This window comes from Vibrio sp. 10N.247.310.23 (genome assembly GCF_041467155.1).
Classification (GTDB): Bacteria; Pseudomonadota; Gammaproteobacteria; order Enterobacterales; family Vibrionaceae; genus Vibrio; species Vibrio crassostreae_C.
This window is the reverse complement of record NZ_JBFSTZ010000023.1, coordinates 58,974-76,126: the sequence shown is the minus strand read 5'-3', so window position 1 is coordinate 76,126 and position 17,153 is coordinate 58,974. Positions and strand designations below refer to the sequence as shown.

Below are 17,153 nucleotides of genomic sequence, written 5' to 3'. Positions count from 1 at the left end.
GTGGAATGAACCAAAATATTATATTAAAAGTTCGTGACTTAGAAGCAGAGTTCAATACTGATGAGGGCATTGTCAAGATACTGAAAGGTGTGTCCTTTGACGTGAAATCAGGCAAAACACTCGGTTTGGTTGGAGAGTCGGGCAGTGGGAAGAGCGTAACTTCCATGTCTATTATGGGACTACTTCCTAAGCCTTATGGAAAGGTCACGGCTGGAAAAATAATTTATCGTGATACAGACCTTACTGAGGTACCTGAACATGAGATGCATAAGATGCGTGGGAACCGTATCTCAATCATTTTCCAAGACCCTATGACTGCCTTGAACCCTGTTCAGACAATTGGCAAGCAGATTGTCGAGGTTCTGGATTTGCACCATAGCCAGATGTCTAAGTCTGAAAAGATAGAGTACGCAATTGGTTTGCTTGAGAAAGTTGAAATTCCAATGCCGAAACTACGTTTTAAAGAGTACCCTCATAGCCTGTCTGGTGGGATGCGACAAAGGGTAATGATAGCGATAGCGCTTGCATGTAAGCCTGACATCTTGATATGTGATGAGCCGACGACTGCATTAGATGTAACGGTTCAAGCATCAATTTTGGAACTGATAAGAGAGCTTCAAGAAGAGACCGGGATGGCAGTGATCTTTATCACTCATGATCTAGGTGTTGTTGCGGAAATTTGCGATGAAGTCGCTGTGATGTATGACGGACGTATTGTTGAGCATGCAGAAATTTTCGAACTTTTCGATCACCCACAACATCCGTATACAAAAAGACTCTTGAGCTTAATTCCAGATCTCAATGTCGAGCCGAAACAAACCATTCAAATCAACCCAATTGATTTGAATGAATTCCCAGAATACAAGGGGAGTTGATTATGTCAGAAGTCATTAGAATTGAAGGGCTAAAGCAGCATTTTCTATCAGGTAAGAACCTATTTAAGAAAGGTTATGTAATCAAGGCTGTTGACGGCGTTTCATTCTCAGTGAAGCAAGGTGAGACGTTAGGTTTGGTTGGAGAGTCTGGCTGTGGAAAAAGTACGCTTGGTAGAACATTACTTAAACTGTATGAGCCATCCGCTGGGAAGATCTTTTTCGAAGGCGAAGACATCACCCATTACAGTACAAAAAGAATGCGTCCACTTCGTCGAGATATGCAGATTGTATTTCAGGATCCTCTAGAATCATTGAATCAGAGGCATACAGTAGGCGGCATACTTGAAGAACCTTTTATTATTCATGGGATTGGTTCAAAGAAAGACCGAAAGCAATGGGTTTTAGATCTACTCGATAAGATCGGATTACCTCACTCCGCCGTAACCCGTTATCCGCACGAGTTTTCTGGAGGGCAAAGGCAGCGTATAGGCATAGCAAGAGCAATAGCATTAAAGCCAAAGTTATTGATTTGCGATGAGTCAGTATCGGCATTAGATGTTTCTGTGCAAGCACAGATATTGAACTTATTACTAAAAATACAAAAAGAGATGAACCTTTCCATTATTTTTATTTCACATGATCTCTCTGTCGTTAAGCACATTTCAGATAATGTGGTCGTAATGAAAAAAGGTAAAATAATTGAGTTTGGAAGTGTGGAAGACGTTTATAAAAACCCAAAAGAAGAATATACAAAAACTCTATTGGCGTCGATTCCAATAACGCATCCATCTCAAAGGAATAAAATAAAAACAACGAGGTTAGCTAAACAGGCTTAAAACTGGAAAAAGAAAATGTAGATATAATACGGAAGTGTAATACAAGAAGGAAAATATGAATAAACTACTTATGTTGCCAGCGTTCATGCTGGTGGCGCCTTCGCTCGCCCTAGCAAATAATTTGCAAGATGAGTGGGAGTCCAAAAACAATGAAAACCCTTGGTCTGGATACATTAGTGCTGACTATTCTCGAAACGGATATGAAGACAGTGCGTCTTTAGCAAACCGTTCGGCTTCTGCAACTGGCGTTGTCCGATATTCGTTTTCAGACAAATCTCGACTCCAAGTTGTGGCGTCAGGTTACCACTTGTCCGACGGTGATGAATATGGGACTAGGGGACAGTTCTGGAATGATACGTCCATCTCATGGGGGCGCAATGGATTATTCAAACCAACTGATGGTTCATCACTGAGTGGTGAGGTGAGAGTAATATTGCCAACGTCCAAATGGTCAAGGAGGAACGATCTAACGTTAGGAACTAGGTTGAAAGTCAGGTGGAGTGCTCCATTCGATAATTGGATTGAAGGGCTTTCATTAAGTAATACGTTATTACTTAGAAAAAACTTTCACGAATATAAAACAGCTGGTGGTAATCAGCTTATTGAATACCAATTGAGCAGCCAATTTTCTCTTGATTATGTTTTTGCAGAAGACTTCTATTTTAACATTTTCGTAATGCCTAGACAGTCATGGGATTATAACGGGAGCACGTTTGACCCAACTTTATTACATGGGGAAGAGGTGGGTTACCAAATAACTAAGAGTATTTCTATTTCTGCTGGTTTGACTAATGGCATTAGTTATTACAATCCAGAAAGAGGCTCAAACCCTCTTAATGATTTAGTCGATTTAAAGAAAACAACTTATTACGCAGTGATTAACTATCAATTCTAATATTGCTCCGTTCGCATTGAATTTAAATAGTTAGAAGTAAAAATGTAATATAATTATAAATATAGGTAAATTATGTTTAAACAAGCAATTATCGCAGCAAGTATTGCCACAATCCTCAGCGGGTGTGGGGCCGAAGATCGTGCCTATGACACCTATGAAAAACCAACCGAAGAGATTTCTGTTCAATCTTTAGATACGGAATCACTTTGGATGTACATGCCGTCAACCGGCGATGCTCCTCGTTATGCAATGACTCAGCGCGGCTTTTTCCAAGGCGATCCAAAGTTGGTGACGCTTCGTTTTGATGAAACAAATGGTATTTATGTCGAAGAAGTTGATCGCGACAAAGTGAATTCGACAGATGAAAGTCGTTGGGATACGGAAATTAACCGTGCTCCTGTGCTTAAAATTCCTGGAGAATTCCGTCAGTATCGCTGTGCTGAGAACGGTTATGGCGAATGTACAAATAAAGAAGAAATTAACGCAGATGAAGACGTTTCTTGGGATCAAGCCACACACTTTGTACCTAAATATGAAGAGATTAAATCACTATCTCAAGACACAATTAGAGCTTGGTATACCTCCAGTAATGTTACGGAGTCTGCAGAGCCTCGTTTGATTTCATACGAATACGATCCTGAAGGTGGGGTAATTAACGTTGAAGTAGAACGAACCTTTACTGCAGAAGCGGAAGATCAATACCAGTTTGGTGGCGAGCTTAAAGACTTATCATTCAAAACACGTTTTTTCTATTCTCTTGTTAAGCTTGATAAGTTAGCAAGTGAAAATTACGAACCTATCTATTACCAAGGCCAAGACAGCGCATACTTTGGGTTCTTCAACGATAGCAAAGAAGTAAAAACTCACACTGGTGAGAGTAACGTACAGGGTTCTCGTTTTTCTTATATTAACCGATTCAATCCCAAGTTAGAGTCGATCGATTACTACTTAAGCGACAGCTACTTCGATGATGGCAATGAAGCGTACCTGCAACTTACGCTCGATACCATGAAAGAGGTAAATCAGTCATTAGAAGGCACAGGTGTTCCTCGCATTAACATTGTTAATAGTGACAAGAAAGCGGGTGTAAAAACGGGTGACTTACGTTACAACGTATTCAACCTGATCGAGGATCCGGTTGACAACGGCCTTCTTGGCTATGGCCCATCTGCCACTAACCCATTAACGGGTGAAATTATTCATGCGCATGTTAACCAATATTTAGGTGTGATTCGTTCCGCAAGTCGCCATACGTGGAATGATCTCGCTAAGCGTTACAACCGCCAAGAAATTGAAAAAGTACAACCTGTGGTTGTGGCGGAAAAAAGCAACGCTTCGAAATCAAGCTCTGAGCCAACCGAAATCGATTTGTTCAATAAAATGCTCGAGGAAGATCGAGGACCTTCGATCAATGTTCCAGCGTTGAGTGAACGCGAAATTAATTTGGTGGGCAAAGATAATTTAGTCGATTCACTGCCTGAAGCCGATTTGGATTTCAAATACGATACCAGCAACCAAGACCTCGCTTTGCAATCATTCTATAAACGCCAAGATATGTTGAAGCGATTCTCTGAGCAGAATGTATATAGCGTTGATGCGATGTGGTTAAGTACCCAGTCAAAGGGCTTAGTGAAGGGTTTAGACTATATCCAAGGTGGCTTCTTCGCCGATGCTGATCAGAGCAAAATGAAAACGTGGGAAGCGCTAACGATTGATCAGCAGAAGCTAGCAAGCCAAGCGATTTCAAAGCATATGTTTAAATCAACATTGATTCATGAGCTCGGGCATAACCTTGGTTTACGTCATAACTTTATGGGTTCAACGGACGAAAGCCATTTTTATACAGAGGCTGAGCTTGCACAAAGCAAAATTGGGCACCTTGATAAGCCAGCTGCGTACAGTTCGATCATGGATTACGGTGCATCAATATTTGATGAACTGTTGACGTTCGGTAAGTATGACAAGGCCGCTTTACGTTTCGCTTATGCTCGTCAGGTTGAAACAAATGAACTTATCGTTAACACCAATAGCGAGGGAGACGATGTCGCTGTAGTAGACGCCACAGGAGCACAAAAGCGCAAAGTCTATTCTTTGGCTGAGTATGACCGTCAGTTATCTAATGACTATAAGGTTTATCCGACGGGTGTTATTGCACACTTGAGAGCTAACGCTGGTCAAAATGGTATTCCAGATTCGTTAGTGAGCTATCGCTATTGTACGGATGAACACACGACCACTAACTTGTTATGTGATCGTTTTGATGAAGGTACAAGCCTTCAAGAAGCCACAGAGTTTAGAATTCAGCGATACAAAGATAGCTACGACACGGTTAACCAAAGAAATGGACGTGAGAGATTTGAACAATTTCATCAATATAGCTACTTCTTATATCGAATGGGGGAGTTCCAAAAAATTCGCGATATCGTTGAAAACGTTGGTGAAATTGACTTTATGTTTGCTCGTTACTTAGGTGCAAATACGACGAATAACAAAGGGCAGGTTTTTGAAGAAATAGCCGGAAACAACTGTGTGGATTTTCGCGGTAACGCTATTCCATTAGAGAACTTGTCTGCGGGTGTTCGTCCAATTTGTGATACTTATAATGCAGCAAATTTGGCAGCAGACTTCTTTTTAGAAGTGCTAACAGCACCAGATAAAGTTTGTGAATTAGAAGAATTGAGTGGTGTTGTTGGAGTTCCTAACCGCTATCGTTTCGCTAAGTTATCTGACCTTTGGTTAACCTACCAAGGCGGCATGTCGCAAAATCGCGATGTTCCAACCAGTTGTTTCGATGAGGAATTAGTTCAGATGTTAGCAAGTCAAGCTAACGAGATCGTCATTCGCTCTGAAACTCGAGATGGAAAAGTATGGGCGAGCTTAAAAGCGAACAACCCTTATCAAACATCGTCTTCTTCTGTCGATTTGTTAGGCGTATGGCCAGACAAACTACTAGCAGCACAGATGTTAGTTAGGCGTGATACACCATTCAAATCAACTGAGAATTCGAGCTTAGCGTTGGTTGATATGTCAGACAAAATTTCACACTTGTATACGTATCTATCCGATTTAACGGGTAGAGCTGAAGCTCGCCAAGCTATCTTTGTTGATGGGAAAGGGGATTACGTAGAAACGGTTCTGAAATACAAACAAGACATTACCGAAACAATTGAGGCTACACCTTCATACCTGTGGCCAATGAAGCGCTATTTCTCAATGGGCGGTAATGAAGCATTTGTGTATTGGACTGAGGGAGCTAGCCAAGATACGAAGGTGCCGTACTTTGGAACCTTATTGGCTAACCTAAACAAGTATAATCGTGCAAATGAATATGGTTTGAGTGACTCAGTATCTGGTTTTAGCGACTCTATCCATGTCAACTATGCAAATAGTAGTTATGCCGACGAAGATGGGATTAACTTTACTTGGAAAGGGACAAATTACTCGTTGAGTTCACGTAACACACTTGCAAATGCTTTAGCTTCACGCGCCTTATACACAGAAGAGCAGCAAGCTCGCGTAGAAAAATTAAACGGTTTGCCTTACCGAGTCCGTAACGCGCTGTCTGTGTTTAAGAATACGCGAGATCGCAACGAAGCTCGTATTATCGCTGTCGGTGATAAAGAGGCGCTCGTTGCTCTTCGTGACACCACTGGTTTCGCACGCTTTTTTATGTTTGATAATCAGTTCGAAGAATATGATGAAGATGGTCAGAAGTGTTTACGATTTAAAGTCGATGGCGAGTCGACCGAAGATCACATGAAACGTAAGTGTAACTCTCAATCCAGTTTGCAGACGGTACAAAATAGCTCGATTGGTAAATTCGAAGATGAAGAGCACGAACGTATATTCGATTTAGCACAAATCTTTGGTAATCAGATTGCGGATAACAACACCAGTTCCACAAATGCGGCTCATAAAGAAGTGTACAACTATGACCCAGAAGAATTGAGGTTATGGAGCTCTAATGAGTACGTGAATTATCGTCGCGCATTTGAACAGTTCCCTGTTTATGATGACTAGACAACAAATGTTTAATTAAACCCATAAATTGAACCGGTTACCTTACTAAGGTGACCGGTTTTTTTGAGTCTAAAATTAAGAGCTTTTGGTCTATTTTTAGCTGCATTACCTTATATTTATATGTTATATAGATGTTTTTGTTAATTTTATAAATACAAGCTATGTAAAAAGAATATGCTGAATTTCGCAATAGAGAGGCGCGGGTTCGCAAGGTAGCAATAGGAATGGTGAGAAGGATTTATGACCAACCCGAAACTAGTGATCGTAGAAGACGATCCCATCTTAAGAGAGATGTTACAGGAATATTTTGAAAGCCAATCTTTTGATGTAATCACTATTTCTGATGGCGCATCAGCGAGTGAGCAAATCTTAAATATTCAGCCCGACATTGTTCTACTTGATCTTATGTTGCCAGAAGTTGATGGGCTAACTATCTGTAGGCAAGTCCGGAGTCAGTTTAAGGGAAAGATACTCATTCTTACAGCTAGTGATGATGATTTTGACCATGTTGCAGCGTTAGAAACTGGCGCCGATGACTTTATTAGTAAACCAATTCGCCAAAGAGTATTACTTGCTCGAGTGAGGATGCTTTTGCGTCGCACTCCTGACAGTTCAATAAGTGCTGAAGTGAGTAAGAATGAGTTAGTTTTTGGTAAGTTAAATTTAAACCGCACAACCAAAGCCTGTACGCATATTGGAAAAGATATATCCATAGCGGAGAGTGAATTTGAACTGCTTTGGCTATTGGCTTCCTCGCCAGAACAGGTGTTATCACGTAATTTTTTGACTCAACAGTTGAGAGGTATTGATTACGATGGCATTGACCGCTTTATCGACAATAAAATCGTAATCTTACGTAAAAAGCTTAATGACATAACTGTCCCACCTAAAAAGATCATCACTGTAAGAGGTAAAGGCTACTTGTTCGTACCAGAACGTTGGTAACGGTAGCTGAATAAATAATATGCGACGTATCTATTTTGAATACCTAGCGGGGCTGACAGTCATCTTCTTAGTGAGTATATATTCCTATGCTTTTATTGTTTACAAGTTAAGCACTGACTACGAATACATATTACGAGACCATGAAGCAGAAGCTTATCAAGAATTAATTGATGTGGTTTTCCGTGAAAAAGGTTTGCTTGAAACGCAGAATCTATTAAAAAGTTATGCGGATAAGACTCGGCAGAACCTGCGAATCATACCTTTTGATAACGCTCCAGAACTAGTGAGAAAAGCGTTTCAGCAGCAAGGCCGAAATGTTTACTACCATGACGAATACTTCCTGTGGTTAAGGTTAGTTGGAAGTGATGATTTATATGAGTTATCTAAGAACAAAAATTCTTATCTGAGGAAGCAAATCAAATTTGAAAACCGGCTTATTTGGGTTTTTGCAATAACAGGTTTCGCGTTTAGCGGCTTGTTTTTGGTTTGGAGAATCAAGCGCCGATTAAATAACCTTGAAATGGCGACGGTTGCTTTTTCTCATGGGGATCTACTAGAAAGAGCTTCCGAAAAAAATAGCATAAAATTAGGTACGTTAAACCGTAGCTTTAATGTTATGGCGGACAAGATAAGAGACTTAATCAATAGTAATAAGTCTTTGACTAATGCCGTTGCTCACGAGCTAAGGACGCCTATATTCCGAATTCAGTGGCAGGCTGAGTTGTTGAGTGACTTAGCACCAACTCCGCAACAATCTAAGGCGATAGCCCGTATTCTTGCTGATACGGATGAAATGGAAGACATGGTTGATGAGCTATTGTATTACGCTCGATTGGAAAGAGGGGGCTTTGAATTGCTTAAGCAACCTATTGATGCCAATGAATGGCTAAACGAGCGTTTTAGCATTTGGGAGAAAGAGACAACACTCGATCTCATTAAGGTGCCACTAAAAGTCCCAGCCTCTTTGTATGTCGATCTAAAGTTATTCAATAGGGCGGTGGATAATATAGTAAGGAATGCTTTTAAGTTTGCCGATACTAAGATCGTTATTGAGTTGTGGTATACCGACAATGAATTTGTTATTGAGGTTCATGATGACGGTAAAGGCGTTGAAGCGGAGCATTGGCCTTTTTTGTTTGATCCTTTCTACAGCGCTAATGCAGCGAGGAACAAGGGGAAAACGGGCCATGGTTTAGGGTTAGCTATTGTTAAACAGGTGTGTGACCGTCACCAAGCACATGTCACTGTTGGTGAAAGTTACTTGGATGGTGCGTGTTTTGCCTTGTCGTTTCCTCGGCTTGAGCTATAAATTCAACATGGTCATTTAGTTGTTTTAAGATTACACTGCGCCCAATATTTCAGAAGTACATATTTAGGTAGAGGTCACCATGGACCAAGAACATTACGAAGACGCTGATTACGAAGGCCAAGAGCTGGGCGAAGAAGGCGAAGAGATTGAAATTGAAGCAATTGGTATTGATGTTTCATCACAGCCAATCGAGCTCTACAAAGTGTTTAAAATTGCTAACCTAGTGAGTGGTGGCGGCGAAGCTAAGCACATCATCTCTGAAGGCTACGTAGCGGTAAATGGTGAGCTAGAAACCCGTAAGCGTCGTAAAATGTACGATGGCGACTTCTTTGAATTCAACCAAGAATACTATGTAGTGGTGTGTGATCAGCCAGTACAAGAAGAATCAGAAAAGCCGAAAAAGAAAGAAACGCCTAAAAAAGAGAACAAGGCGAAGAAAGGTCAGTCTAAAAAGGATTCTAAGAAGAAGGAATCTAAGAAAAGCAAAGCAGAAATGCTAAGCGCAAAGGCTGAACCAAAGAAAGAGAAAAAAGAGAAGAAACCGAAAAAGAAAGCGGATACGCCAAAGCCAACACGTGATGACAAAAGCGGCCGTAATTCGATTGAGTTCTTCTAAGTTATAGCTCTAACCTACTGATCTAAAGCTATTCTTTCAAAACGCAATCAACCTTAGACTTAGGTTTACGTTAAGAAAATATCAAAAGGCTCACTATTTAGTGAGCCTTTTTTGTTGGTGAAATTTAGCTTCTGGTCTAATTTCCTTTTTGATGAGCCACAAACTCTACAAACCTATCCCTGAGTGGGTTGTCACTCTCTCCATTCCAGATTAACCCGACAGGCCAAGTCGCGTGTTCACCTTCTAACGCAATGAATTCCACATCGGTGTTACTAATGTACTGCGCACTGCTGGGTACGATGGTGAAACCGATATTGGCCGAAACCAAGGCAAGCAGGGTGAGGATATCATCGGCTTCTTGTGTCTTAGATAAGTCGATTTTATTGGCAAGACAATATTGTTGAATCTGTCTGTCTAATCCGGGGCCACGGTGCTGAGCCAATTTTAGATAAGGCCATTTCGATAACTCAAAGAGAACCTGATCGTTACCTGGCGCTTGCTTGAGAATATCTTTGTGAACCGCAATCACAAGCGAATCATTGAAAAGCGTTAGGCTCTTTAAATCCGAGGCGTCGGGTATTCGATTGAAGCTGATATCGAGTTCATGGCTCAATAGCTCGTCGGTCTGCTGCTTAGAAGGTGTGTCATTTAAGGTGATGTGAACGTCTGGGTACTGTTGTTTATAGGCGGCAATCAGTTTAGGTGCTTCGTGATAATTAGATACGCCAAAACCAATGTTCAAATGCCCCTGCGTTCCATTCACTACGGAGCCTGAAAGCTGCTCAAACGCTTGCATTGAATGAACCAAACGTTGGGCTTCGGGTAGTAAGGTTTTACCTGCGTGTGTCAGTTCTGCGCCGTTCCTGCCGCGAGAAAACAGACTCGCTCCTATATTGGATTCCAGTCGTTGAATCTTTTTGGTCAGTGCCGACTGAGTAATGTAGAGCTGCTCTGATGCCATACGATAATTGCCCGACTTAGCCAACTGACAAAACGCCTTCAGTAAATCAAATTCCATTCCGAATGCTCATTGAACTAAGAATATCTTTCATTATATGGAATTGAATCGATTTTTTATACTGAGTTCATACCAAATCAGATAAAGCGAAATTTGAGGACGAATAATGAAAAGAGACATCAAAGTAGCGTCGGTTCAGTTTAACCATCATGCAGGCGATAAGGCGTATAACTTGTCGGTGATAGGTCAATACGTTCAACAAGCTGCGAAGAGTGGTGTGGAGATCATCAGTTTCCCAGAGATGTGCATCACTGGCTACTGGCATGTGTCTGCTTTGTCGCGAGACGAGATAGAAGCGCTAGCGGAACCTGTGCCGAGTGGTGAATCGACTCAAAATCTGATTGCACTGGCAACACAGTTTGGCATCAGTGTTGGGGCTGGTTTGATAGAGCAGGGTGTGGATGGCGAGTTATACAACACTTATGTGTTCGTGATGCCCAATGGAGAAGTTCAGAAACACCGTAAACTGCACACCTTTGTGAGCCCACATATGAGCAGCGGCGACCAATACACGGTGTTCGATACGCCCCATGGTTGTAAAGTCGGTATCTTGATTTGTTGGGATAACAACTTGGTCGAGAACGTACGAATTACTGCATTGAAAGGCGCCGATATTTTGATTGCGCCACACCAAACGGGCGGTTGTCATTCACGAAGCCCGAATGCGATGAAGCGAATTGACCCTGAATTATGGTTTAACCGAGATGAAAACCCAGAGGCGATTCGTGCTGAAATGCAGGGCAAGAATGGCCGCGAGTGGTTAATGCGTTGGTTGCCTGCAAGAGCGCACGACAACGGTATGTTTGTGGTGTTTAGTAATGGTGTCGGCGTTGATATGGATGAAGTAAGAACAGGCAATGCGATGATCCTCAGCCCTTATGGTGAAATCATTGCTGAGACCGATAGTGTTGATAACGACATGGTGATTGCAGAGCTAAAAGCAGAAGAGTTAGACATGTGTACTGGTAGACGCTGGATTCGTGGCCGTAAGCCAGAGTTATATCATTCACTCACACAACCTCTTGGTCATGAACTTGATCCGCACCAAGCGCGTTTTTCAGAGAAGTAATGGTGTAAACGTTGTTGAAAAGGATGTACTAGGGACGGTTGAAAGGGAGGGGAAGCTGGAAAGGAGAGAAGGGTTCCTGATGTAGTCTACCCACTTAAACTGTTTTTTAAGTGGGTAGACTATTTACACATCAAGCACTAAGCATCTAAGTTCTATTCTCAGTGTCGAGTGCGAGAAGACGTCAGTTCTGATGCACGAAGTTGAGCAACGGCTTTTGCTAGTTCAAGCTGAGCTTGTGCAAAGTTGATGTCTACATTGCCCTTATTGATATTTTCTAGAGCTGCATATTTCGCTTCTTCTGCGCGAGCGCGGTCAATATCTTGGCCGTGCAAGGCAGTATCGGCTAACACCGTCACCACATCCGGCTGAACTTCCAGCATCCCACCAGAAACATAAAGCACTTGCCCCTCTGACTTAGGGTCTGTGACAAACACGGTCACGCCTGGCTTTATTTTACTGAGAAGCGGGGAGTGACCCGGGCGGATCCCCAGCTCACCATCAGCGCCAGAAACGGCTAGGGCATACGCTGGACCTGAAAACAGCGTACCTTCCGCACTTACAATATTAAGTTGAAATGTATTATCTGTAATTCCGATAGCCATGGTGCACCTGCCTCTTAGAGTGATTTTGCTTTGTTAAGCACTTCGTCGATAGAGCCACAGTACAAGAACGCTTGCTCTGGGATATCGTCATATTCACCGCTCAATAGACCTTTAAAGCCTCTTAGTGTTTCGCTTAGCGGTACAAAGACACCTTTCTGACCGGTAAACACTTCGGCTACGTGGTAAGGCTGCGTTAAGAAACGTTCAATCTTACGAGCGCGAGATACGGTCTGTTTGTCTTCAGTAGACAGCTCATCCATACCAAGAATCGCGATGATGTCTTTTAGCTCTTTGTAGCGTTGCAGCGTTGTTTGTACTTTTTGTGCAATGTCGTAGTGCTCTTGGCCTACGATCAGCGGATCTAACTGACGTGACGTTGAATCTAACGGGTCAATCGCAGGGTATAGACCCAGTGCCGCGATGTTACGAGACAGTACAACGGTCGCATCTAAGTGAGCAAAGGTTGTTGCTGGCGATGGGTCAGTCAAGTCATCCGCAGGTACGTATACTGCTTGGATAGAGGTGATAGAGCCTTGTTTTGTTGACGTGATACGCTCTTGAAGTACGCCCATCTCTTCAGCCAGTGTTGGTTGGTAACCTACTGCTGAAGGCATACGACCTAGCAGAGCTGATACTTCTGTTCCCGCAAGCGTGTAACGGTAAATGTTATCAATGAACAACAGTACGTCACGACCTTCATCACGGAAGCGCTCAGCCATAGTTAGGCCTGTAAGTGCTACACGTAGACGGTTTCCCGGTGGCTCGTTCATTTGACCGTAAACCATGGCTACTTTGTCTAGTACACCTGCTTCTTTCATCTCGTAGTAGAAGTCGTTACCTTCACGAGTACGTTCACCTACACCGGTAAACACAGAAAGACCTGAGTGGGCTTTGGCGATGTTGTTGATAAGCTCCATCATGTTGACGGTTTTACCTACACCAGCACCACCGAACAGACCAATTTTACCACCCTTAGCGAATGGACAGATAAGGTCGATAACCTTAACGCCTGTTTCTAGAAGCTCAGTGCTGTTTGCTTGTTCTTCATAAGAAGGGGCTTCACGGTGAATCTCGTAGTTTTCTTTCTGACCGATTTCACCACACTCATCGATAGGTTGACCAAGCACGTTCATGATACGGCCTAGCGTTTCTTCGCCGACAGGAACCGTGATTGGAGAGCCTGTGTTTTCAACCGTTAGGCCACGACGTAAGCCATCTGACGTACCCATTGCAATACAACGAACGATATTGCTACCCAGTTGTTGTTGTACTTCCAATACTAACGAGCTTGCTTCGTCGCTAGTCACTTTCAATGCATCATAAACGCGTGGGCTGTTGCCGCCGCTGAACTCGACGTCAACCACCGCGCCGATTACTTTAACTATTTTTCCAACACTCATTCTTAAATCCTCAAATTCTGTTCTTGACCCAGTCTTTTCTAGCCCTAGACAGCTTGGGCACCTGAGACTATTTCACTCAGCTCTTGGGTAATGGCAGCCTGACGCGCCTTGTTGTAGACCAACTGCAAGTCATCAATGAGTTGGCCTGCGTTATCAGTCGCCGCTTTCATAGCGACCATTCGGGCTGCTTGCTCACAGGCAATGCTCTCAACAATGCCTTGATACACTTGCGATTCGATGTATCGATGTAACAGTTCTGAGAGTATGTCTTTGGGTGCTTGCTCATAGATGTAGTCCCAACGACGCGCTTTTTTAGGCTCACCACCTTCCTCAGAATCCGAAGGGTGGGGGAGCAACTGCAAGGTCGTTGGCGCTTGAACCATGGTGTTGACGAACTGGTTGTAAACGAGATACAAGCTATCGATTTTACCTTCGTCGTAATGCCCGAGCATCGCATTCACCGTACCTAAGATGTCTTCTAACTTAGGTGTATCGCCAAGACCTGACGTTTGTGCAATAACGTTGCCGCCGCGTTGGAAGAACGAGATAGCCTTAGATCCCACTAAGGTTGTTTCTACCTCGACTCCCTTGGTGCGCCATTGCTCCATTTCTTCTAACACTTTCTTGAACAAGTTTGAGTTCAAGCCACCACACAAGCCGCGATCGGACGAGATAATGATGTAAGCGACACGCTTAGGTTCACGCTGTTGCAGGTAAGGGTGCTGGTACTCCAGGGAACCCGATGCAACATGAGAGATAACTTTTCGCATGTTCTCGGCGTAGGGGCGAGTTAGCGTCATGTTGTCTTGAACCTTGCGCATCTTACTTGCTGCAACCATTTCCATTGCGCTAGTGATTTTCTGAGTGTTACTAACACTGGCTATCTTGGTGCGAATTTCTTTAGTACTTGCCATAATCTGCTCCTATTTGTTTTGATTTCCAGCTAACAAACCGGAGCACTTACCAAGCTTTCATCCCAACAAAACCTTCTAGGATCTCTTTAAGAGCACCGTCGATTTCGTCATTGTAATCGCCTGTCGCGTTGATTTTTTCGAACAACGCAGGGTTCTGACCTTTGGCATAAGCAATCAGCTCTTCTTCAAAACGGGCAATGTTGTTTAGCTCAACACCGACCAAGTAGCCTTTCTCTGCTGCGTAGATAACCGTTGCTTGCTCAGCGACTGACATTGGAGAGTATTGTTTTTGCTTCATTAATTCGGTAACACGCTCACCATGGTCTAGCTGTTTGCGCGTCATCTCATCTAAGTCAGAAGAGAACTGAGCAAAGGCCGCCAGCTCGCGATATTGAGCTAATGAAGTACGGATACCACCAGACAGTTTCTTGATGATCTTGCATTGCGCCGCACCACCCACACGAGATACCGAGATACCTGGGTCTACTGCAGGACGTAAGCCTGAGTTAAACAGTTGGGTTTGAAGGAAAACCTGACCATCAGTGATTGAGATTACGTTGGTTGGTACAAACGCTGATACATCACCCGCCTGAGTTTCAATAATAGGAAGCGCCGTTAATGAGCCTGTTTGGCCTTTCACTTCACCGTTAGTGAACTTCTCTACATACTCTGCATTCACTCGTGCTGCACGTTCTAGTAGGCGTGAGTGAAGGTAGAATACGTCGCCAGGGAAGGCTTCACGACCCGGTGGGCGTTTCAATAGCAATGAGATTTGACGGTAAGCAACGGCTTGTTTTGATAGGTCATCATAGATGATCAGCGCATCTTCACCGCGGTCACGGAAGTATTCACCCATGGTGCAACCCGCATAAGGGGCTAGGTATTGAAGCGCTGCAGACTCTGATGCTGATGCCACGACTACGATGGTGTTTTTTAGCGCATCGTGGTCTTCGAGTTTACGAACCACATTAGCGATAGTGGAGGCTTTTTGGCCAATCGCTACATACACACATTTGATGCCAGAATCTTTCTGATTGATGATCGCATCGATAGCTAACGCTGTTTTACCCGTCTGACGGTCACCAATGATAAGCTCACGTTGACCACGACCGATTGGCACCATGGTATCAACCGCTTTATAACCAGTTTGAATAGGTTGATCAACAGACTTACGTTCGATTACACCGGGTGCAATCACTTCTACAGGGTCGAGTCGGTCACAACTTATTGGGCCTTTGCCATCGATTGGCTCGCCTAATGTGTTCACAACACGGCCAAGAAGACCGTTACCGACGGGGACTTCCAAGATACGACCTGTACCTTTCACTTTCATACCTTCAGATAGGTCAGTGTAGGGGCCCATAACCACCGCACCTACTGAGTGCGTATCGAGGTTAAGTGCGAGTGCGTATTTGCCACCTGGTAGCTCAATCATCTCGCCTTGCATAACATCAGCAAGGCCATTGATTGTGATGATGCCATCACGAACCGATACGATAGTGCCTTCATTGCGAGCCTCGGTGCTCACATTAAATTTCGAGATGCGTTCTTTGATTAGATCGCTGATTTCATTTGAATTTAATTGCATAATTGTTACCTATCTCGCGTGAAGTTGATGAGCCAATCGGTCAATTGATGTGTTTAAAGAACCATCGATAACGGTTTCACCCGCCTTGATGACCATTCCACCTACTAACGTGTCATCAATAACCTGCTTCATTTCAACCTGACGCTCTAATTTCTTCTCAAGTGCAGCTGTTAGTGACGTAACTTGATCTTGTGTCAGCATTTCTGAACTGGTGACAGTGACAGGCACTACACGTTCATGTTCGTCCTTTAGCTCGCAGTACAATTCAAACAGGTCTCTTACAACAGAAAGGCGGCCGTTCTCGGCCAAGACTCGAATAAGATTAATGACGTGGTCATCAACGAGTCCTTGGCAAATATGAATGATGAGGTTTGCCAGCTCTTCTGTTTGGTGTGTAGAAGCACCTTCTGCTGAAGAAATCTGACTAGCGATCGTTTCTTCTTCCGCGACAGCCACAAGAATGGACAGCATTGAGTGCCACTCTTGTAACTGGTTTTCACCTAAAGCAAATTCAAACGATGCTTTGGCGTAGGGATGAGCAATATTGGTGTAATCTGACATATTGCCTCTCCTTAGAGTTCGCTAATCATTTGGTCAACTAGCGCTCGGTTCGTTGCGGAATCTAGGTTTTTGCTAATCAGTTTCTGTGCACTTTGAATTACTGCGTCTGCCATATCTGCCTGAAGTTCACGGCGTATCTTTTGGCGTTCGCCTTCTAGCTCAGCTCTACCTTGTTCTAAGATGCGTGCCTTTTCTTGCTCGGCTTCTTGTTGCGCTAAGCTGATGATTTCATTGCGGCGTTTTCGGCCCTGTTCAACCAGTTCAGTCACATCTTTTCTTGCATCTTCGATGAGTTGCGCGCCATTTGATTTTGCTAGTTCTAGCTCTTTCGCAGCGTTCTCTGAGTGGCGTAAACCATCAGCGATTTCTTTTTGGCGCTCGTCTAACATCGCGGTGAGAGGGGGCCATACATATTTCATGCAGAGCCAAACAAAAATCACGAATGAGATTGCTTGTCCAAACATGCTTGCATTTAAGTTCATACCTTCCTCACTAAATCTTGATT

At 43.4% G+C, this 17,153-nt stretch carries 15 protein-coding genes; 8 read left to right on the top strand and 7 right to left on the bottom strand.

Annotated features, from left to right (window positions below; all coding sequences use genetic code 11):
- The first annotated feature begins 5 nt into the window (after positions 1–5).
- The 7 genes from AB6D93_RS17205 to AB6D93_RS17175 all read left to right on the top strand — a co-directional run bounded on the left by AB6D93_RS17205 (position 6) and on the right by AB6D93_RS17175 (position 9,496).
- Positions 6–875 (top strand): ABC transporter ATP-binding protein, encoded by an 870-nt coding sequence (locus AB6D93_RS17205; RefSeq protein ID WP_102332934.1) that lies wholly within the window; start codon positions 6–8, stop codon positions 873–875.
- A gap of 2 nt (positions 876–877) precedes the next feature.
- A complete protein-coding gene (locus AB6D93_RS17200; RefSeq protein WP_017064735.1) occupies positions 878–1,711 on the top strand; it encodes an ABC transporter ATP-binding protein in 834 nt (277 codons plus the stop codon).
- A 55-nt stretch (positions 1,712–1,766) separates the two neighbouring features.
- Entirely contained in the window at positions 1,767–2,606 is an 840-nt protein-coding gene (locus tag AB6D93_RS17195; RefSeq protein WP_017064734.1) for a hypothetical protein, read from the top strand.
- 72 nt (positions 2,607–2,678) lie between these two features.
- Positions 2,679–6,626 carry a zinc-dependent metalloprotease gene (locus tag AB6D93_RS17190; protein WP_102332887.1) on the top strand — a complete coding sequence of 1,316 codons (3,948 nt, stop codon included), beginning with the start codon at positions 2,679–2,681 and terminating at the stop codon, positions 6,624–6,626.
- Positions 6,627–6,866: 240 nt separating this feature from the next.
- Positions 6,867–7,571 carry a response regulator gene (locus tag AB6D93_RS17185; protein ID WP_017064732.1) on the top strand — a complete coding sequence of 235 codons (705 nt, stop codon included), beginning with the start codon at positions 6,867–6,869 and terminating at the stop codon, positions 7,569–7,571.
- Positions 7,572–7,590: 19 nt separating this feature from the next.
- Entirely contained in the window at positions 7,591–8,880 is a 1,290-nt protein-coding gene (locus AB6D93_RS17180; protein WP_017064731.1) for an ATP-binding protein, read from the top strand.
- A gap of 79 nt (positions 8,881–8,959) precedes the next feature.
- Positions 8,960–9,496: an RNA-binding S4 domain-containing protein gene (locus AB6D93_RS17175; RefSeq protein WP_017064730.1), complete on the top strand. Its 537-nt coding sequence runs from the start codon at positions 8,960–8,962 to the stop codon at positions 9,494–9,496.
- Positions 9,497–9,632: 136 nt separating this feature from the next.
- Here the strand turns inward: AB6D93_RS17175 and AB6D93_RS17170 are convergent, their stop codons facing one another.
- Entirely contained in the window at positions 9,633–10,514 is an 882-nt protein-coding gene (locus tag AB6D93_RS17170; RefSeq protein ID WP_102332886.1) for a LysR family transcriptional regulator, read from the bottom strand.
- Positions 10,515–10,620: 106 nt separating this feature from the next.
- Between AB6D93_RS17170 and AB6D93_RS17165 the strand changes: the two genes are divergently transcribed.
- Positions 10,621–11,583, top strand: coding sequence for a nitrilase family protein (locus AB6D93_RS17165; RefSeq protein WP_102332885.1), 963 nt, complete (start codon positions 10,621–10,623; stop codon positions 11,581–11,583).
- 158 nt (positions 11,584–11,741) lie between these two features.
- Here AB6D93_RS17165 and AB6D93_RS17160 read toward each other — a convergent pair whose 3' ends face one another.
- Genes AB6D93_RS17160 through AB6D93_RS17135 form a run of 6 tightly spaced genes read right to left on the bottom strand, consistent with a single transcriptional unit; the run spans position 11,742 to position 17,130 of the window.
- Positions 11,742–12,185, bottom strand: a complete 444-nt coding sequence (locus AB6D93_RS17160; RefSeq protein WP_004730391.1) for a F0F1 ATP synthase subunit epsilon — start codon at positions 12,183–12,185, stop codon at positions 11,742–11,744.
- 14 nt (positions 12,186–12,199) lie between these two features.
- Positions 12,200–13,585: a F0F1 ATP synthase subunit beta gene (atpD, locus tag AB6D93_RS17155; RefSeq protein ID WP_017060843.1), complete on the bottom strand. Its 1,386-nt coding sequence runs from the start codon at positions 13,583–13,585 to the stop codon at positions 12,200–12,202.
- A gap of 44 nt (positions 13,586–13,629) precedes the next feature.
- Positions 13,630–14,499, bottom strand: a complete 870-nt coding sequence (gene atpG / locus AB6D93_RS17150) for a F0F1 ATP synthase subunit gamma (protein WP_017064727.1) — start codon at positions 14,497–14,499, stop codon at positions 13,630–13,632.
- A gap of 46 nt (positions 14,500–14,545) precedes the next feature.
- Entirely contained in the window at positions 14,546–16,087 is a 1,542-nt protein-coding gene (gene atpA, locus AB6D93_RS17145) for a F0F1 ATP synthase subunit alpha (RefSeq protein ID WP_102332884.1), read from the bottom strand.
- Between the two features lie 9 nt (positions 16,088–16,096).
- Positions 16,097–16,648 (bottom strand): F0F1 ATP synthase subunit delta, encoded by a 552-nt coding sequence (locus AB6D93_RS17140; protein WP_017060840.1) that lies wholly within the window; start codon positions 16,646–16,648, stop codon positions 16,097–16,099.
- 11 nt (positions 16,649–16,659) lie between these two features.
- Complete coding sequence (locus AB6D93_RS17135; protein ID WP_017060839.1) at positions 16,660–17,130, bottom strand: F0F1 ATP synthase subunit B; 471 nt, start codon at positions 17,128–17,130, stop codon at positions 16,660–16,662.
- Between the last annotated feature and the right edge of the window lie 23 nt (positions 17,131–17,153).